The organism is Sphingomonas taxi, from assembly GCF_000764535.1.
Lineage (GTDB): Bacteria > Pseudomonadota > Alphaproteobacteria > Sphingomonadales > Sphingomonadaceae > Sphingomonas > Sphingomonas taxi.
Genome location: NZ_CP009571.1, coordinates 3,410,001 through 3,429,096, shown reverse-complemented (window position 1 = coordinate 3,429,096; position 19,096 = coordinate 3,410,001). Strand labels below are relative to the sequence as shown.

Annotated in this window: 12 protein-coding genes, 1 tRNA gene, 2 rRNA genes and 1 other annotated feature (1 of these 16 running past the window's edge); of the genes, 9 read left to right on the top strand and 6 right to left on the bottom strand. The window is 67.6% G+C overall.

Annotated elements, in window-relative coordinates; genetic code table 11:
• The first annotated feature begins 95 nt into the window (after positions 1-95).
• The 5 genes from MC45_RS15680 (at position 96) to MC45_RS15660 (ending at position 5,817) form a co-directional block, all read left to right on the top strand.
• A complete protein-coding gene (locus MC45_RS15680) occupies positions 96-878 on the top strand; it encodes an IclR family transcriptional regulator (protein ID WP_038665148.1) in 783 nt (260 codons plus the stop codon).
• An 8-nt stretch (positions 879-886) separates the two neighbouring features.
• Positions 887-1,687: a GDSL-type esterase/lipase family protein gene (locus MC45_RS15675; RefSeq protein WP_038667636.1), complete on the top strand. Its 801-nt coding sequence runs from the start codon at positions 887-889 to the stop codon at positions 1,685-1,687.
• Positions 1,687-2,484, top strand: coding sequence for an SGNH/GDSL hydrolase family protein (locus tag MC45_RS15670; RefSeq protein WP_156143854.1), 798 nt, complete (start codon positions 1,687-1,689; stop codon positions 2,482-2,484). The genes MC45_RS15675 and MC45_RS15670 overlap by 1 nt, the downstream gene beginning before the upstream one ends.
• A complete protein-coding gene (locus MC45_RS15665) occupies positions 2,481-4,163 on the top strand; it encodes an alpha-L-fucosidase (protein WP_038665145.1) in 1,683 nt (560 codons plus the stop codon). Before MC45_RS15670 ends, MC45_RS15665 begins: the two co-directional genes overlap by 4 nt.
• 49 nt (positions 4,164-4,212) lie before the next feature.
• Positions 4,213-4,268: a sequence feature (sul1 is cis-regulatory element that is thought to sense ions involved in sulfur or methionine metabolism; They are found in Alphaproteobacteria), on the top strand.
• A 70-nt stretch (positions 4,269-4,338) separates the two neighbouring features.
• Positions 4,339-5,817: a SulP family inorganic anion transporter gene (locus MC45_RS15660; protein WP_081974563.1), complete on the top strand. Its 1,479-nt coding sequence runs from the start codon at positions 4,339-4,341 to the stop codon at positions 5,815-5,817.
• Positions 5,818-5,826: 9 nt separating this feature from the next.
• On the opposite strand, the gene MC45_RS15655 is transcribed toward MC45_RS15660, so the two are convergent.
• Together MC45_RS15655 and MC45_RS15650 are read right to left on the bottom strand one after the other, a co-directional pair.
• Complete coding sequence (locus MC45_RS15655) at positions 5,827-6,837, bottom strand: ferritin-like domain-containing protein (protein ID WP_038665139.1); 1,011 nt, start codon at positions 6,835-6,837, stop codon at positions 5,827-5,829.
• Positions 6,838-6,862: 25 nt separating this feature from the next.
• Positions 6,863-7,831 carry a ferritin-like domain-containing protein gene (locus MC45_RS15650; RefSeq protein WP_052075705.1) on the bottom strand — a complete coding sequence of 323 codons (969 nt, stop codon included), beginning with the start codon at positions 7,829-7,831 and terminating at the stop codon, positions 6,863-6,865.
• A 309-nt stretch (positions 7,832-8,140) separates the two neighbouring features.
• Between MC45_RS15650 and MC45_RS15645 the strand changes: the two genes are divergently transcribed.
• From MC45_RS15645 to MC45_RS15635, 3 genes are all read left to right on the top strand, one after another.
• Positions 8,141-10,792, top strand: coding sequence for a TonB-dependent receptor (locus MC45_RS15645; RefSeq protein ID WP_038665136.1), 2,652 nt, complete (start codon positions 8,141-8,143; stop codon positions 10,790-10,792).
• A 3-nt stretch (positions 10,793-10,795) separates the two neighbouring features.
• On the top strand, positions 10,796-11,896 hold the full coding sequence (locus tag MC45_RS15640) for a Ca2+-dependent phosphoinositide-specific phospholipase C (protein WP_038665133.1): 1,101 nt from the start codon (positions 10,796-10,798) through the stop codon (positions 11,894-11,896).
• Between the two features lie 127 nt (positions 11,897-12,023).
• Entirely contained in the window at positions 12,024-13,184 is a 1,161-nt protein-coding gene (locus tag MC45_RS15635; RefSeq protein WP_038665130.1) for an endo-1,4-beta-xylanase, read from the top strand.
• Between the two features lie 341 nt (positions 13,185-13,525).
• Here the strand turns inward: MC45_RS15635 and MC45_RS15630 are convergent, their stop codons facing one another.
• The gene (locus tag MC45_RS15630) at positions 13,526-15,979 is read right to left on the bottom strand and encodes a glycosyl hydrolase 115 family protein (RefSeq protein WP_081974471.1); all 2,454 of its coding nucleotides are present in this window, start codon (positions 15,977-15,979) and stop codon (positions 13,526-13,528) included.
• Positions 15,980-16,073: 94 nt separating this feature from the next.
• Here MC45_RS15630 and MC45_RS15625 point away from each other — a divergent pair, with 94 nt between their 5' ends.
• Positions 16,074-17,363, top strand: a complete 1,290-nt coding sequence (locus tag MC45_RS15625; RefSeq protein WP_245640747.1) for an SGNH/GDSL hydrolase family protein — start codon at positions 16,074-16,076, stop codon at positions 17,361-17,363.
• A 62-nt stretch (positions 17,364-17,425) separates the two neighbouring features.
• On the opposite strand, the gene MC45_RS15620 is transcribed toward MC45_RS15625, so the two are convergent.
• The 3 genes from MC45_RS15620 to MC45_RS15610 form a co-directional block, all read right to left on the bottom strand.
• A tRNA-Met gene (locus MC45_RS15620) sits at positions 17,426-17,502 on the bottom strand.
• Between the two features lie 122 nt (positions 17,503-17,624).
• Positions 17,625-17,739: ribosomal RNA gene (gene rrf / locus MC45_RS15615) — 5S ribosomal RNA — on the bottom strand.
• 178 nt (positions 17,740-17,917) lie between these two features.
• Positions 17,918-19,096 (bottom strand): 23S ribosomal RNA (locus tag MC45_RS15610); it runs 1,616 nt beyond the window's last position.

The window sequence follows — 19,096 nt, the reverse complement described above, 5'->3', positions numbered from 1 at the left end:
TCCCCGGTGGCCCGGTGGCCCCGGGAACGGGGTGACGGGTGGACGAAGAACGGCGGCAAGCCGCAACGTAAGAACGACGACCCGGGGGAGGGCATATGACGACCAAAGTGCGCTATCAGGCGCCCGCATTGACCAAGGGGCTCGAAATCCTCGAGCTGCTCGCCGCGTCGAGCGTGCCGCTCACCATGTCGGACGTCTCGACCGCGCTCGGCCGCTCGGTCAGCGAGATCTTCCGGATGCTGCAGGTGCTCGAGGCGCATCGCTACATCGCGCGTGGCGACGACGGCTATCGGCTCACCAACCGGCTCTTCGCGCTCAGCATGGGACAGCCGCCGGTGCGCGATCTCGTCTCCACCGCGCTGCCGGTGATGCGCACGCTGGCACGTCAAACCGGGCAGAGCTGCCACCTCGTCGTCGTCTCGGGCGCGGAGATGGTGGCGATCGCCGGGGTCGAGGCGCCGGGCCTCTCCGGCTTCGCGGTGCGCGTCGGCTATCGCCGGCCGCTCCACCGCTCCGCCTCGGGCCGCATCCTGCTCGCCTTCCAGCCCGAGGACACGCGTGCGGCGATGCTCGACGAGGTCCGCGCAACCGGTGACACGATCGACGACGCCGCGCTCGCCACCCAGCTCGCCGCGATCCTCGCCGCAGGCGGCGGCACGTCGCCGAGCCCGCTGCTCAACGGCATCACCGATCTGTCCGTCCCGATCCTGTCGTTCGGCGCCGCCCGCGCCGCGCTCACCGTGCCATTCGTCGACGGCCCCGGCAGCCTGGTACCGATCGCCCAAACGCAGGACGTGCTGCGCGCCGCCGCCGCGACCATTGCCGCGGCGCTCGATCCAGCGCTCGGCGATCTCGCCGGCACGGCCGAGACCGCATGAACCGCCGGATGGCGGCCATCCCGTTCGCGCTGGCGGCGCTGCTGCTCGCCGGCGGCGCGCGGGGGCGCGACTATCAGAGCGCGCCGCCACGTCGCACTGCAGTCGAGAAGGATTGGGGTCCGTGGCTCGGTCCCTATCGCGCGCGGCTGGTGCCGGTGCTGATGGAGGATTTCGGCGAACGCTATCTCTACGCGCCCGCCAATGCGGCGCTGCCACCGCCGCGCGCCGGTGAGCAGCGCGTCGTCTTCCTCGGCGACTCCATAACCGACCGCTGGGATCTCGCCGCCAGCTTCCCCGGCCAGCCCTATGTCAATCGCGGCATCGGCGGGCAGGTGACCGCGCAATTGCTGCTGCGCTTCCTGCCCGACGTCGTGGCCCTGCGGCCCGCGGCCGTGGTGATCCTCGCCGGCGTCAACGACGTGCAGGGCGTGCTGCAACGCGAGACCCCCGAGCAGATCGAAGACCATTGGCAGGCGATGGCCGACATCGCCGACCGCCACGGTATCGCAATGGTGTTCGGCGCGCTGCTGCCGGTCAACGATTACACCCCCGCCGCGCGCGACGTGGTGCGCGAGCGCAAGCCCGCCGAATTGCACGCGCTCAACCAATGGCTACGCGGCTTCTGCAAGCGGCGCGGCTATGCCTTCGCCGATTACGAAACCGCGCTCGCCGACGACAACGGGCTGATGGGTCGCGACTATACCGTCGACGGCATCCATCCGCTCGCCGCCGGCTACGCCCGCATGGCGCCGGTCGCCCGCGCCGCAATCGCGGCCGCGCTGGCCAGCAAGACGAAGAGGACCCTCTGATGCGCTATCCCAAGCTTCTCGCCGCCGGCCTGTGCCTGACGGCCTCCGCCGTCTCGGCGCAGACCAACGTGCCCGGCGATCCCTATGCCGGCGACCCCGTCGGCATCGTCGCCGATCCGTGCCCCGCGCACTCCAAACCCGCCGACGGCCAGGGCTGGCAGATGTGGAACCTCCACATGCTGACGCGCGACCACGGCCAGCTCTGCCGCTATCGCGCACAGAATGCCGCGCTCACCGAGCCGGCGCGCGTCGTCTTCATGGGCGACTCGATCACCGACAATTGGATCGGCGCCGATCCGTCGCTGTTCACGCACGGCCTCGTCGATCGCGGCATCAGCGGCCAGACCACGCCGCAGATGCTGCTGCGCTTCCGCCAGGACGTGATCGCGCTCCGCCCCAAGGCGGTGCACATCATGGCCGGCACCAACGACATCGCCGGCAACACCGGCGCCGCGACGGTGGAGACGGTGCAGGGCAATATCGAGACGATGGCGGAGTTGGCGCACGCGCACGGCATCAAGGTGATCCTCGCCTCGATCCCGCCCGCCGCCGCCTTTCCGTGGAGCCCGGAGAAGCACCCGGCGCCGCAGATCCTCGCCTTCAACCGCTGGCTGCGCGGCTATGCCACGGCGCATGGCTATACCTACGTCGACTATCACGCCGCGCTGACCACGGCGGAGGGCGGGATGAAGCCCGGCCTCGCCAGCGACGGCGTCCATCCGACCCCGGCGGGCTATGCGGTGATGCGTCCGCTCGCGCTCGCCGCGGTCGCCAAGACGCTGGGGGGCGGTCGATGAGCGTCGATCGCCGCAGCTTCCTCGCCGGCAGCGCCGCGCTCGGCCTCGCCCAGGCGGCACCGGGCATCGCCGCCGCCGCGCCGCCGCACGCGGCGCTGCGCCCGGCCAAGGTCGCGCCGCCGCCACGCTTCACCGCCGACTGGGGGTCGCTCGCCGCCGGCTATTCCGCCCCCGACTGGTTCCGCGACGCCAAGTTCGGCATCTGGGCGCATTGGGCGGCGCCTTCGGTCCCCGGCATCGGCGACGATTGGTACGCGCGCAACATGTACCTTCAGGGCCACCCCACCTACGACCATCATCTGAAGACCTACGGCCATCCCGCCGACATCGGCTTCATGCAGATCCAGAACCGGTGGCGCGCCGAACATTGGGACCCGGCCGAGCTGCTCGACCTCTACAAGGGCGCAGGCGCGCGCTATTTCATGGCGCTCGCCAACCATCACGACAATCTCGACTGTTTCGCCTCGACGCACCAGCCGTGGAATTCGACGCGCGTCGGCCCGAAGAAGGACATCGTCGGCATCTGGGCGAAGCTGGCGCGTGAGCGCGGGCTGCGCTTCGCCGTCTCCAACCACAGCGCCCACGCCTGGCACTGGAACCAGCCCGCCTATGGCTACGATCCCGTCGGCCCGCGTCGCGGCCAGCGCTACGACGCCGCGACGCTGACCCGCGCGCAGGGCCGCGGCGCATGGTGGGACGGGCTCGACCCGCAACAGCTCTACACAGGCGCGTCGATGGCGATGCTCGACGGCATCGGCTCGCTCGCCGAAGCCGGTGCGTGGCATGCCGCCACCGACGGATTGTGGAACGAGGGCGTGCCGCCCGATCCCGACTATGTCCGCCGCTGGACCCTGCGCTGCCGCGAGCTGATCGACAGATACGAGCCCGACATGCTCTATTTCGACAATCACGATCTGCCGTTGCAACAGGCCGGGCTCGACATCACCGCCTATTTCTACAACCGCAACATGGCGCGCCACGGCGGCCGGCTGGAGGGCGTCGTCACCGCCAAGGAGACGCCGCCGCAGCGCCGTATGGGCCTCGTCGACGTCGTCGAGCGTGGGCAGAAGAGCTTCATCGACCCCTATCCGTGGCAGACCGAAACCTGCCTCGGCAATTGGTTCTACGGCGCGCAATATGAGCGCGAGAACCTCTACAAAACCCCCGCCAAGGTGCTGCACACATTGTGCGACGTCGTGTCCAAGAACGGCAACATGATGCTCAGCGTGCCGATCAAGGGCGACGGCACGATCGATGCGCGCGAACGCCAGATCGTCGGGGAGATCGGTGCGTGGATGCGGATCAACGGCGCGGCGATCTATGCCACCCGCCCGTGGCGCATCCACGGCGAGGGGCCAGGCGGCGCCGGCGCGGGCAGCTTCTCGGAGGGCGGCCGCGACACCGGTTATACCGCGCGCGACATCCGCTACGTCACCCGCGGCAAGGCGCTGCACGCGCTGGTGCTCGGCTGGCCCGCGGACGGCGTCGCGCGGCTGACCCTGCTCGGCCGCGACAATCCGGTCGGTCGCGGCGAGGTGCGCCGCGTGTCGTTGCCCGGCAACGGCGCGCCGCTGCCCTTCACCCGCACCGGCGACGCACTGGAGGTACGATTGCCCGCCGCCGCACGCCACGCCATCGGGCTGGCGCTGATCGTCGAGGGGCCCGGCCTGGTCGACTGAGCCCGCCTATTGCGCTGCAGCACGGATCGGGCTAGGCGGCCGGCATTCGCCTGGACCCGGTGCAAATCCGGGTGGCTATTCCGGCCGCCGATCCGCCGGACAACGCAACCGCTCCCGAACATTGACGCGTCGCCGCCGGCGGCGCCGGAGCGGTCATGCGGATTTCTAAGTCATGATTAGTCTTTCCCTGTCCCGTTACCGCGCCGAATGGTTTTCGAGCCCCGCCGGCGCGCGCCGCGACGTGCTCGCCGGCATGGTCGGCACCTTCGCACTGATCCCGGAGGTCATCGCTTTCTCCTTCGTCGCCGGCATCGATCCCGAAGTCGGCCTGTTCGCCTCCTTCGTCATCGGCATCGTCATCGCGATCGCCGGCGGCCGCCCGGCGATGATCTCGGGTGCCGCCGGCTCGGTCGCGCTCGTCGCCGCCGCGCTCGTCCACGCGCACGGCCTCCACTATCTCCTCGCCGCGACCCTGCTCGCCGGCCTGTTCCAGGTCGCATTCGGGCTGCTCAAGCTCGACGTGTTGATGCGCTTCGTCTCGCGCTCGGTGCGCACCGGCTTCGTCAACGCGCTGGCGATCCTGATCTTCTCGGCGCAGCTGCCGCAGCTGATCGGCGTCGACTGGCACACCTATGCGATGATCGGCCTTGGCCTCGCGATCATCTATCTGGCGCCGCGCGTGACCAATATCGTCCCGTCGCCGCTGATCTGCATCGTCGTGCTGACCGCGATCAGCACCGCGCTGCCGATGCCGCTGCGCACGATCGCCGACCTCGGCCGCCTGCCCGCCTCGCTGCCGCAGTTCGGCTGGCCGTCGGTGCCCCTCGACTGGCAGACGCTAACGATCGTCGCGCCCTACGCGCTGGCGATGGCCGCGGTCGGCCTGCTCGAATCGATGATGACCGCCAGCGTCGTCGACGACCTTACCGAGACGACCAGTTCGAAGGCGCGCGAATGCAGCGGTCTCGGCCTTGCCAATATCGCCGCCGGACTGTTCGGCGGCATCGCCGGCTGCGGCATGGTCGGCCAGACCGTCGGCAACGTCCGCTATGGCGGGCGCGGCCGGCTGTCGACGCTGGTCGCCGGCGTGTTCCTGCTCGTCGTCATGGTGCCGCTGCGCCCTTGGGTCGCGCAGGTGCCGGTCGCAGCGCTGGTCGCGATCATGATCATGGTGTCGATCAGCACCTTCTCCTGGGGATCGCTGCGCGACCTCGTCCGCCATCCCAAGACGTCGGGCGCGGTAATGCTCGCCACCGTCGCGGTGACCGTGACGACACACGACCTGTCGGCGGGGGTGGCGGTCGGCGTGCTGCTGAGCGGCGTCTTCTTCGCCTTCAAGGTCACCCGGCTGATGCAGGTGACGGTCGCCTATGATGCGGCGACGGATACGCGCGACTATCGCGTCGCCGGGCAGATCTTCTTCGCCAGTGCGGAGATCTTCGCTGACCGGTTCGATCTGGCGGATACCGCCCGGCACGTCCGCATCGACCTGACGCAGGCGCACCTGTGGGACGTGACCGCGGTCGGTGCGCTCGAAGAGGTGGTGACCAGAATGCGCCGCCACGGCATCGCCGTGGAGGTGGTCGGCCTCAACGCGGCGAGCGCGGTGCTGGTCGACCGGCACGCGCAGGCGATGCGCGTGCCGGCGACCTGACCCCTGCCGTTATGCGGCGGTCGAGGTCTTGATGTTGCCGTTGACGCCGGCCGGGAAGAAGCCGCCGCTGCTCACCGCACCGGCGTTGAGGTAGGCGACGTTGAGCACGTCGCCCGCCGTCCGGCCGAATACGATGCCGTTGCTGTCCGCGGGCACGATGTTCGATGCCGCGCCGCCGTTGATCGTCGTCGGGCTGATCCCCTGATCGTCGTCGAAGCCGTTGTCGACGGTGTCGCGGGCATTGGAGATCAGGTCTGCGTTGGTGCGCAGCGCCGGCATCGCCAGCCCCTTGCGGTACAGCAACGTGCGCAGCAGGCCCGAATGATAGGCCTCCACCGCAAGGATGCCGGCCGCCGCGTCGAGAATGACCTTGTTCGAGATCAGCGACGCCGATCCCTTATAGGCGGTGACGCCGACGTCGGACAGCAGCATGCCGCCGAGCAGCCAGTTCTCGTCCGACGCATAGGGATTGAACGTCCCCGTCGCGCCGACCACGCCGGCGGCGCGCGCCGCGGCAGTGAATGCGCCATTGGCGCCGCCATCGATGTTGATCGCGGGCATCGCCACCGCCGACGAACCGAGCTGCTGGCGCAGGAACGCGACGTGCTGATTCTCGTCCGCGGCGATCTCGCGGGCATAGGCCGCGACCGATGCATCGGCGAACGGCACTTTAGCGCCACCGGTTACCGTACCCTGAGTGCCGGTTCCGGTCTGTACCGTCGAGTTGATGCCGCTGCCAAACGCCGCGAAGGTATAATAATTCGCTTCGAGATATTCGAGGTTCAGCGCGAAGTTCAGCACGTCGACATCGCCTGCGGGAAGACCCGCGGTCGACGTCGGCGTGGGCGTCGGCGTGACCGGCGGTGCATATTGGTCGTCATCGTTGCCACAGGCGGCGAGCATCGAAGCTCCGGCGGTCGCGGCGACGGCGGTGCCCGCCATCTTGATAAAGCGGCGGCGTTCGTTCCGCCGGCGCTCGGCGATGTCGAACACTTCGAGAAGCGTTTCACGATCGATCATAGGATATCCCCTTTGAACCCGAGGCTCAGGCGTTGTTGGCGCTGCTGCGGATGGTGCCGTTGACACCGGACGGGAAGAAGCCGCCGGCGGTGACCTGAGCCTTGTTCAGGTAGACGATGTTGAGGACCTGCCCGGTCGTACGGCCGAAAGCGATGCCGTTGCCGTCGGTAGGCGCGATGTTCGAGGTATCCCCGGCACCCGAGCTGACATAGGCGATGCCCTGGTCGAGGTCGCTGGTGCCGTCGAGGCTGTCGCGCGCGTTCGAGACGAGCTCGGTATCGCCGCGGATCGTCGATGCCTTCAGCCCGGCGTTGCCGCCGAGTTGATCGATCGTCGTGCGGATCATGCTGGCGTGATAGGCTTCGGCGGCAAGGATGCCCGCCGCGGCATCGAGATAGGTCTTGTTGGTCAGCAGCGACGAGGCGCCCTTATAGGCGGTGACGCCGACGTCCTCGAACAGGAACGCGCCATAGAGGAAGGCGAGATCCGACGCATAGGGATCGAAGACGCCGCCGGCCGGGACGAGCGTCGCCGCCTGTGCCGCGACGCTGAACGCGCTGGTCGCCGAAACGCCGATGTCGATCGCGGGCTGAGCGACCGCGGCGGATCCCAACGCGGTGCGGAGGAAATTGACGTGGGCGAGTTCGTCTTCGGCGATCTCGCGTGCCATTTCAGCGAGCAGCGAATCCTGGAAAATGACCTGCTTGCCGCCCGTCGCCGCGACCGGCGTACCGACGCCGGTGATCGACGTCGCCGGGATGCCACGACCGTAGACGGCATAATAATAGAAGTTCGCCTCGAGATATTCGAGGTTCAACGCGAAGTTGAGAATGTCCGCATCGGTCAGGGTCTGCGCCTGCGCGGGATTGCTTACCAAAAAGGCGCCGGCCCCGACGGCCGCCGCCCCTACTGCCGCCTTGAAAAAGGCCCTTCGGTCCTTGCGCTGTTCGGCATGCGCCGCAAGCGCGTCGATCGGACTGACATCGTGACTCACGCTGAGAACTCCCCTTTGTGTTGAGAGCAGCAACATTCAATCGCCGGTTCCGTTCCAGCATTATCGCATCGGCCCCAAACTGTTTGGTCGTATAGATGTCGATCAATACGCCAGCCGCCGTTGTTGCGATGTCGAGCGCAAGCTCAAGAATTATGTCTGTCTCGGACTATATTTTAATCACGATAATTGTGCGGCGCAGCGAAGTACCCAAAGCCGCCTCCGTCATCAAAATGAAATTGGTATTACTTTGGCCTGTAACCTTAGCCACCTAGCGGCGTGGCGAACGGCATAACGCCAGGGGGACTACACATGCTTCGTACTTCGCGCCTGATCGGCGCCACGCTGCCGCTCACGCTCGCGGCGCTGCTCGCCACGCCGGCCGCGCTCGCACAGACCAATCCGGCCAGCACCACCGACGCGCCGACGGGCGATGCGGAGCAGGACGGCGAGATCGTCGTCACCGGCAGCTATGCGCGCAGCATCGCCACCGCCACCGAGGCCAAACGCAAGGCCGCCTACGGCCTCGATTCGATCGCCTCGACCGACATCGGCAAATTCCCGGCGCAGAACGTCGCCGAGGCGTTGCAGGTGGTGCCCGGTGTCGCGATCACCCGGCCACGCGGCGAGGGGCTGTACGTCAGCGTTCGCGGCCTCGGCCCGCAGTTCCAGAACACCCTGGTCAACGGCCGCACCGTCGCGCTCAACGACCTGATCGAGAACGGCGGCGCCAACGGCCGCCAGTTCCGCTTCGAGATGCTGCCCGCCGAGTTCGTCTCGAGCATCGACGTCGTCAAGACGCCGACGCCGGACATGAACGAGGGCGCGCTCGGCGGCAATATCGACGTCAAGACCTTCCACCCGCTCGATATCGGCACGCGCACGACGCTCAATTCGCGCTACACCTTCACCGCGCAGACGCACCGCGTCGAGCCCAATGCCACGCTGCTGACCAGCTACCGCAGCCCGGACGAGACGGTCGGCATCCTCGCCGGCGCGCAATATTGGGGCAAGCAGGTCCGCAACGACCGCTTCATGAACTTCGGCTGGAACACCAATCTGCTCGGCAGCGCGAGCGGCCTGTACACGCCGACGCGGACGCGCCCGACGATCGAAACGGAGGATCGCAAGCGCCTGTCGGGCATCGTCTCCGCGCAATGGCAGCCGACGCCCGCCCTGCGCACCACGCTCGACGTGATCGCGACGCGGCTCGACGTCGCCTATGACGAATTCGGCATCGACATCTATCCCGACGATTCCGGCGACAAGAAAAATCCGGCCGCCATCGTTCCCGGCTCGACCAAGATCAGCGGCAACACCGTGGTCGGCGCGACGATCAACAACGCGCGCTTCATGGCGTCGCGCGAATACAGCCTCAACCGCCACGACCTGCTCACCGTCGCGCTGCGCCAGAGCTTCGACCAGGGTCGCTGGCACGCCTCGGCCGACGGCAGCTGGTCGACCGCGCACAGCTACCACCCGAGCAACGCCGAGGGCACGGTGCGCAGCCGCGCGCAGTTCATCGCGCCGCTGACCTATGACGCCTCGGGCGGCTACAAGGTGCTGCCGACGCTCACCACCACCCGCGACCTGACCAATCCGGCGAACTATGCCGTCACCACCTTCAACATCGCGCCCAAGAACAGCAAGGATTGGGACGCCTATGGCCGCGCCGACCTAAGCTATGACGTCGGCGACGGCCTGCTCCGCAAGATCGCGGCGGGCGGCGAATATCACTGGCGCAAGCGCGACTATCGCCGCCGCGACTTTCTCATCAACACCGTCACCGGCCAGCCGCTGTCGGTGCTCGGCTCGGGCGCCTATCAGCAACTGCCCTATGACGACTTCCTCGCCGGCGTCACCGGCAACAGCCCGCGCACCTGGCTGGTGCCCGTCACCAAGGCCTATTACGACGCGCTGTTCACCCCGGCGATCGCCAATGCGGCGCTGACCCCGGCGGACCGGCGGTCGTCGTTCGTCACCAGCGAGAAGATCGCCGCCGCTTATGTCCGCGCCGATTACGGCGTGATGCTCGGTTCGGTCGAGGTGACGGGCAATATCGGCGCGCGCTACGTCCACACCGATCAGGTCGCGAGCGGCACCCTGACCACCGGCAGCACCCCCCAGGCGGTCAGCTATCCCAAGACGTTCGACAACATACTGCCGAGCTTCAACCTGCGTGCCGAGCTGACGCCGAAGCTCGTCGCCCGCCTCGCCGCGAGCCGCGTGCTGACCCGCCCCAACATCACCGATTCCGCACCGCGCATCACCGTCTCGACCGATGCGGCGACCGCGAGCGGCGGCAACCCGCAGCTCAACCCGTTCCTCGCGACCCAGTTCGACGGCTCGCTCGAATGGTATTTCAACCGTCGCGGCGCGCTCACCGGCGCCCTTTTCTACAAGAACCTCGACGACTATATCACGGCGCAGAACGTCAATATCGACATTCCCAACCGCGGCACCGTGCTGCTCAGCACCTCGGTCAACGGCGGCAAGGCGAAGGTCTACGGCTTCGAGGCCGCTTATAATCAGGTCTTCACCTTCCTGCCCAAGCCGCTCGACGGCCTCGGTATTCAGGCGTCCTATACGCACACGTCGGTGGAGGCGAACTACACCGCCGGCAATCGCGTGTTGCGCAACGAGATGCTCGGCCTGTCGAAGCAGAGCTACAATCTCGTCGGCTTCTACGATTACGGTCCGGTGTCCGCCCGCCTGTCCTACGTCTGGCGCGACAAATATCTGTCGGGCACCGGCAGCACCAGCCAGGCACCGACCTTCACCGCGCCGTTCGGGTCACTCGACGGCAATCTGTCGCTGCGCGTCACCCCGCAGCTGATGTTCAGCGTCGAGGGCATCAACCTCGCCGGTGCCCGCGCCTATACCTACAATGACGACACGCTGCGCTTCGGCGAGATCAATTATTACGGCCGGACGATCCTGTTCGGCGCGCGTGCGGAGTTCTGATCGATGCGGCTCCGCACCCTCGCTTTGCCGTTGCTGGCACTCGCCGCGTTGGGCAGCGCCGCCGAACGGCGGCCGCAGGCGATGAACGACATCCAGGTCGTCGGCTCGCACAACAGCTTCAAGGCGCGCATCCCGGCGGCGGTGATGGCCCGGCTGCGCGCCGCCGACCCGAAGCTTGCCGAGGCGCTCGATTATTACCACCTGCCGCTCGCGCGCCAGCTCGACGCGGGCGTGCGCCAGCTCGAGATCGACGTCTTCGCCGATCCCGAGGGCGGCCGCTACGCCGATCCCAAGGGCGAGGGCATCGCCCGCGCCGCGGGTGAGGCGACCGGTTTCGACCGCCCGGCAATGCTGCGCCCGGGCTTCAAGGTTTTCCACATCCCCGACGTCGACTATCTCTCGACCTGCGTCACGCTGCGCCGTTGCCTCGGCGAGATCGACGCCTGGTCGCGCGCACATCCGCGCCACCTGCCGATCATGGTCACGATCAACGCCGCCGACACGCCGGGCAGGGATGCGCGGATCAGCCCGCCGCTGCCGCTCGACGACGCGGGACTGCTCGACGCGCTCGACGCCGAAATCCGCGCCGCATTGCCCGGCAAGCGCCTGATCACGCCCGACGAGGTGCGCGGGACCGCCGCCACGCTGCACGTCGCGGTCACCACCCGCGGCTGGCCGTCGCTCGAATCGGCGCGCGGCCGCGTCTACGTGCTGCTCGACGTCCGCGACGCGGTCTCCGCCGTCTATCGCGCCGGCCATCCCTCGCTCGCCGGCCGCGCGATGTTCGGCTGGTATTCCGACGATCAGCCCGAGGCGGCGGTCGAGATCGTGCAGGACCCGCTGGTCGATGGCGCCGCGATCCGCCATTGGGTCGCGCAGGGGCTGATCGTCCGCACCCGCACCGACGCCAACACCGTCGAGGCGCGCGCGCACGACCTCGGCAAGGCCGCCGCCGCCGCGGCGAGCGGCGCGCAGGCGGTGAGCACCGATTATTACCCCGGCGCGCCCGATCCCGCCCACCTCGCCTTCCGCGTCACCTTGCCCGGTGGTGCGATGGCCCGCTGCAACCCGGTACGCATCGCCGCCTGCCGCCTCGCCCCCTGATCCGCCCGCCGCCCCAATCCGCGCCGCAAGATACGGGCAGAACACGGTTTTCCTCTGCGCCACGGTGACTTGACCAAAGCACCGCCAGCGCGAATGATCGCGCTAACAACGATCGAGAGGATTGCTTATGCCCCCGTCACGCCGCGAGCTGCTCGCCGGTGCCGTCGCGACCGCGGCGGTCACTGCCGCCGCGCCGCTCGCCGCCGCCGCGCCGCTCGCCGCCGCCGCGGCCCCCGCCAGCCTGCAGGGCATTGCGGCGCGGCGTGGACTGCGCTTCGGCACGGCGGTGCCGTGGCAGGCGGGCGGGCGCGACGGCGTGCCCGTCGCCGATCCTGCCTATGCGCGGCTGATCGCGGCGCAATGCGGCCTGATCGTCGCCGAGAACGAGATGAAGTGGCAGCATCTCCGCCCGACGCCGACCACCTTCGCCTTCGCGCATTTCGACGCGATCATGGCTTGGGCCGAACGCGAGCATCTCGCGGTGCGCGGCCACAACCTGCTGTGGCACCAGCCGAAATGGTTTCCGCGCTGGCTCAACGATTATGATTTCGGCGCGCAGCCGCATGCCGCCGCCGAAGCGCTGCTGACCACCCATATCCGCACCGTCCTCGACCGCTACGGCCGGCGCATCGCCAGCTACGACGTCGTCAACGAAGCGGTGCGGCCGGAAGACGGCAAGCTCTACGACACGAGCCTGTCGAAGGCGCTGGGCGGCCCGGAGGCGACGCTCGATCTCGCCTTCCACACCGCGCGGTCGGCGGCGCCGCAGGCGCAGCTCGTCTACAACGATTATATGAGCTGGGAGCCGGGCAACGCCGCGCATCGCGACGGGGTGCTGCGCCTGCTCGAAGGCTTCCGGCGGCGGGGCGTGCCGGTCGACGCGCTCGGCGTCCAGTCGCACCTCGTCACCCAGGGGATCGATACCGGCGCCGCGGTCGCGCGGCTGGAGGGCGACTGGCGACGCTTCCTCGATGCGGTGACGGCGATGGGCTATGGCCTGCTGATCACCGAACTCGACGTCCGCGACAACCATCTGCCCGCCGCGATTCCCTCGCGCGACCGCGCGGTCGCGGACTTCACCCGCGCCTATCTCGACATCACTTTGTCCTATCCCAAGCTGCGCGACGTGCTGTGCTGGGGCTTGAGCGACGCGCACAGCTGGATCGAAGGCTTCGAACCGCGCCCCGACGGCGTCAAGCGCCGCCCGACCCCCTATGACGTCGCACTCCACCCCAAACCGATGCGCGCCGCGATCGCCGCGGCACTGGCGGCCGCACCGATGCGGTGACCCCGCGCCCGCACCGATCGGCGCCGCAACCGCGACACGTCCGGCCGTTACTCGGCCTTGGATTCATCCCTTGCAAGAGTCCTCATCGCCGGTGCGAACGACACAGTGCTCCTGCGAAAGCAGGAGCCTAGGGCCAAGCAAAGCAACGTCTTGTACCGATTTGGATCCTGGGCTCCTGCTTTCGCAGGAGCACTGGGGTAGTCTTGCTAAGGTCTCGACTCGATCCAAGGTCTCGCTACGTTCTCGACAAAGGCCGACCGGGAAAGCGGCCCCCCGAGTCAAAGCCGGGCTGACAAACAGGCCGAAGCGTCGACGGACCGGATCGTCACTCTCGACCCCTCCTAGCCCGCCACCTCGATCCCCTCGATCACCACTTGCGGGTCGACCAGCCAGACATGCAGCACGTGCCGCCCCGCACGCGTCACCGGCAGCGTCGCGCCGGCGACGCGGCGATTGTCGGCGACCGCCTTGCCCCAGCGCGCCTCGGTTTCGCCGGCGAGCAGGTCGACGATCACCGGCGCACCGCCGTCCAGCGAGAGCGCCACCCGATGACGCCCGGTGCCGCGCACGTCGAGCCCCGGCGCGGCGACCACGTCGAAGCGGCGTGCCCCCGCCGGCAGGTCGATCGCATAAGCGAGCTGCGGCCCGGCCCCGCCCGGTCGCTCGATCGCCGGCGCGGTCGCCGGCGTCGCGATCATCGCCGCGCCCGCGGCGGTAAAGCCCGCCACGCGCTGCCAGCGGACGCCGGCGCCGTCGATCGCCCGGCCCGCATCCGCGGCGATGCTCCGCAGCGGCGGCGTTGCCATCGCAGGCACCGGCAGCGGCGCCGCCACCGTCGCCAGCGCCGGCATCACGTCCACGTCGGGCTGCTGCCAGCCGGTATAGCCGACATGCGTCTGCGCCATCATCTCCGGCCATTTGCCGCCGGCCAGGCCTTCGTAGCGGCGGCGCAGCGCGGCATCCTCGGCGAAATAGCCGCGCGCCGCCGTCGCCCAGCGCGCCGTCGCCGCGGCATCGCCGGTCTGCGCCGCACGGCGATTGGCGGCGACCGCCGCATAAAGCCGATGCAGGTTGGTCATCGCATCGATCCGGTGCAGCACCAGTTCGTCATAGGCATCGCGCCGCTCCGTCGGGATCGCCGCAGCCAGCCGCCCCGCGCGCGCCGCCAGCCCAGTCCATTCGCCGAGCACGCGCGCCCAGCCGCCCGCGGTCCCGGCATAGGTATCGGCATCGATCAGCTCGGGCTTGCGGCGGCTGGCGAGCCGGCCGTATTCGACGATCAGCGCGCCGATCGCCGGTCCCTGCGCCGCACCGAATTGCTGCGCCGCCCAGCGCGCCGGATAGGCCTGCATCGCCGCCTCGGTCATCCGATTGGGGTCCCACGCCATCGCCAGGAAGAAGCTGGTCGCATATTCCATCGGCTTGAGATCACCGACGTTGACGATCCACAGGCGGTCGGCGCCGAACTGGTGCGCCATCGCCATCTGTTGCCAGACCCGCGGCACCGCATTGGTGTCGAGCCATTTGTAGTTGCGCGGGCCGCCGACGTAATCGAAATGATAATAGACGCCGGCCCCGCCCGCGCGCTGTTCGCCCGGCACCGGCAGTCGGCGGATGTTGCCCCAATTGTCGTCGGCAAACAGCAGGGTGACGTCGTCGGGAACGCGCATCCCCTGATCGTAATAATCCTGCACTTCCTTGTAGAGCGCCCAGACCTGCGGCGTGGCGGCGGCGGGCTTGCCGGTCACCTCGGCGATGGTACGGCGCTGGTCGGCGATGATCCGCTGCAACAGGCCGATCGCGGTGCCCTGCGTCATCGGCTCGTCGCCGTCGCCGCGCATGCCGATCGTCACCGGGTCCTCCGACACGCCGCGCCGCGCGATTCCCGCCCGCCAGAAGGCGCGCAGCCGCTCGCCGTTGCGGGTGTAATCCCATGGGCCGCCACCCTGCCGCTGCCATTCGATATTGGCGCGCTCCATCGGTTCGTGATGCGAGGTGCCGAGGATCACGCCCATCTCGCGCGCAAGCGGCGCCGAGGCGGGATCGTCCTGCCACAGCGACTTGCCCCACATCGCCGGCCACAGGAAATTGGCCTTGGTGCGCAGCAGCAGCGTGAACAGTTTCTCATAGGCGAGATGGTTGACCCCGCCGAACCGTGCGCGTGCCCAGCCGCCGAACGCCGGCTCCTCGTCGTTGATGAAGATGCCGCGATATTTGACCACCGGATGGTCGGCGACGCGGCCGGCGGTGAGATAGAGCGTCGGATGCCGTTGCGCGGGCACGTCGGCCCACCAGGTCCACGGGCTGACGCCCGCCTTGGCGCTGATGTCGTAGAGGCCGAAGATCGTGCCGCGCCGATCGGCACCGACGATCACCAGCGCGCGATCGACACCCGGCAGCGGCCGCTCCACCACCTGCTCGACATAGCCCTCCCATTGCCCGTCGAGACCGCGGACGTCGATCTTACCGGCGCGGATCAGCGCTCCGACCAGCGGGCTGCCGAGCGTCCCGGCGATGACCGTGGTGCCGGCGTCCGCCTTGCCCACCAGCCGCACGGTGCCGCCCCCGACCGCGACGAGATCGCCGACCAGGTCATCCGCCGCGCGCCGCACCCCGGCATCCTCACCGGCATCGACCGCAATCAGCGTCGGCCGCCCCGGCGCGAGCAGCGCAACCGCACCCGGTGCCGCGCGCATGCACGCCGTCACTAGCCCTGCACAATCCGGCGTCGCCGCGGCGGCCGCAGCCGGACTGGCCGCGGCGAGCATCGCCATCATGATCCGCTGCAGCTGCATATCCTCTCCCCGTCCGCCGGTTGTCGCGGTACGCCACTTGGTGATAACGCTAACACGAAGCCTCGGACAAGAGGATGGCGATCAGGAGCGGCGAATGACGAAACGGTGGCGCTTTGCGACGATGACGATCGTCCTGGCTGGACTGGCAACCGGCGGATCGTCGCAGTCGCTCCATCCGCGGCCCGCGGCGCGCGCGATGCCGTCGTTACGCTGGGTCCCCGCCTGGGGGTCGGCGCAGATGCTGGCCACAGCGGCGGATGCCGAGCGGATCGCAGCGATCGGTCCGGTGACGATCCGCCAGATCGTCCATCTCTCCGCCGGCGGCACGATGGTCCGCGTCCGCCTTTCCAACGTGATGGGCGACACGCCGCTGCGGATTGGTGCGGCATGGCTGGCGCGGGGCGTACCGGGTCAGCCGCAGGTCACCGGCAATCGCGCGCTGACCTTCAACGGCGCCACCGCGACCACCATCCCCGCTGGCGCGGAAATCTATTCGGATCCGGTGCTGCTGGCGACGCAGGCCGGTGATGATCTGGCGATCAGCCTGTTCCTGCCCAAGCCGGCGACGCGTCATACCGGCCACCCCGGCGCGCGCGCGACGACCTTCCTCGTGCGCGGCGACCAGAGTGCGGCCGCGACGCTGGCGGCGCCCGAAAAGATTGGCGGCTGGTGGGATCTCGCCGACGTCGAGGTCGCCGGCGGCGGCACGGCAGGCGCGATCGTCGCGATCGGCGATTCGATCACCGACGGCCGCGGCGTTCGCGACGACGGTAACGCGCGTTGGACCGACGTCTTTGCCCGCCGCCTCGCTGCGAACCCGGGGACGGCGGGCCTCTCGGTGGTCAATGCCGGGATCGGCGGCAACCGCATCCTGCTCGACGGCAACGGTCCCAGCCTCATGGCGCGCTTCGATCGTGACGTCATCGCGCGGCCGAACGTCCGCTATGCGATCGTGCTGGAGGGCGTGAACGACCTCGGCGTCCTGACCCGCGACGCCCCCGCAAACGCCGCCACGCAGCGTGCATTGATCGCCGAAATCACCGCATCCCACCACGAACTCGCCGCCCGTACGCGCTCACATGGCATCCGGTTGATCGGCGCGACAATAACCCCGCTCGTCGGCAACGACTATTACCACGCCTCGGCGCAAACCGAAGCCACTCGGCAGGCGATCAACGCGATGATCCGCCGGTCGGCCGTGTTCGACGCGGTCATCGACTTCGATGCGGCGATCCGCGACCCGGCGCATCCGGATCGGCTGTTGCCGGCCTATGACAGCGGCGATCACCTTCATCCCAACGAAGCGGGCTATCGTACGATGGGAGAAGCAGTCCCGCTGCGTCTGTTCGGCGCGAGCGCCGTACGAGCCCATCGGCGGAGATGACCACGGTGATGTGCCCGAAATGCAGAAAGCCCCGGCTTATCGGCCGGGGCTTTCGTGGAATTTGGTTGCGGGGACAGGATTTGAACCTGTGACCTTCAGGTTATGAGCCTGACGAGCTACCGGGCTGCTCCACCCCGCGACAGGGTTGTGACGCGAACGCCCCCGCTGTTTGGGCGGGGGTGTTGGCATCCGTCACCGGATGATGAATTGTGTATGGGTTCTTTGCCCTAAGCGTGTTGCTTCGTATCCGCCGGCTGCAATGCCTGGCGACGACCTACTCTTCCATCGCTTGAGCGATAGTACCATCGGCGCAGTCGGGTTTCACGGCCGAGTTCGGGATGGGATCGGGTGGGACACCGACGCTATAGCCACCAGGCAATGAAGCGGGCGGATGCGAAGCGGGCTTGGGGGTAACCCGTCGCAATTTGCATTGTGACGGGTTTTCAAAATCGATGCACCTTTGTGAAGGTATGTTCTGGCGTTCGACTTGTATCATCCACGCCGTCGCTGACGTTTCGCTGGTGACCCAGGATTGTCATTGATGGTGTGAGACTCTCAAGCGCGAATAGGACAATTAGTATCGGTTAGCTCCATGCGTTACCGCACTTCCACATCCGATCTATCAAGGTCGTGGTCTCCGACCGTCCTATGAAATCTTATCTTGAGGGAGGCTTCCCGCTTAGATGCTTTCAGCGGTTATCCCGTCCGTACATAGCTACCCTGCTGCGCCGTTGGCACGACGACAGGTACACCAGAGGTACGTTCAACCCGGTCCTCTCGTACTAGGGTCAACTCCTCTCAAATTTCGACGCCCACGGCAGATAGGGACCAAACTGTCTCGCGACGTTCTGAACCCAACTCACGTACCACTTTAATTGGCGAACAGCCAAACCCTTGGGACCTGCTCCAGCCCCAGGATGTGATGAGTCGACATCGAGGTGCCAAACAACCCCGTCGATATGAGCTCTTGGGGGTTATCAGCCTGTTATCCCCGGCGTACCTTTTATCCGTTGAGCGATGGCCCTTCCACGAGGGACCACCGGATCACTATGACCGACTTTCGTCTCTGCTCGACTTGTCAGTCTCGCAGTCAGGCGGGCTTATGCCATTGCACTCTAACAGCCGGTTTCCAACCGGCCTGAGCCCACCATCGCGCGCCTCCGTTACTCTTTAGGAGGCGACCGCCCCAGTCAAACTACCCGCCACAGAGGGTCCCTGTTCCGGCTTACGGAACGAGGTTAGACATCAGAAAACAACAGGGTGGTATTTCACCTATGGCTCCACGTCAGCTGGCGCCGACGCTTCAAAGCCTCCCACCTATGCTACACAGTTCTTTCCTAATGCCACTCTGAAGCTGCAGTAAAGGTGCACGGGGTCTTTCCGTCTAACCGCGGGTACTCCGCATCTTCACGGAGAATTCAATTTCGCTGAGCATGTCCTGGAGACAGTGGGGAAGTCGTTACGCCATTCGTGCAGGTCGGAACTTACCCGACAAGGAATTTCGCTACCTTAGGACCGTTATAGTTACGGCCGCCGTTTACCTGGGCTTCATTTCAGAGCTTGCACCCCTCCACTTAACCTTCAGGCACCGGGCAGGCGTCAGGCCCTATACGTCGTCTTGAAGCCGACTTAGCAGAGCCCTGTGTTTTTGCTAAACAGTCGCTACCCCCTGGCCTGTGCCCCCAACAAGAGCTTGCGCCTATGTTGGGCCTCCTTCTTCCGAAGGTACGGAG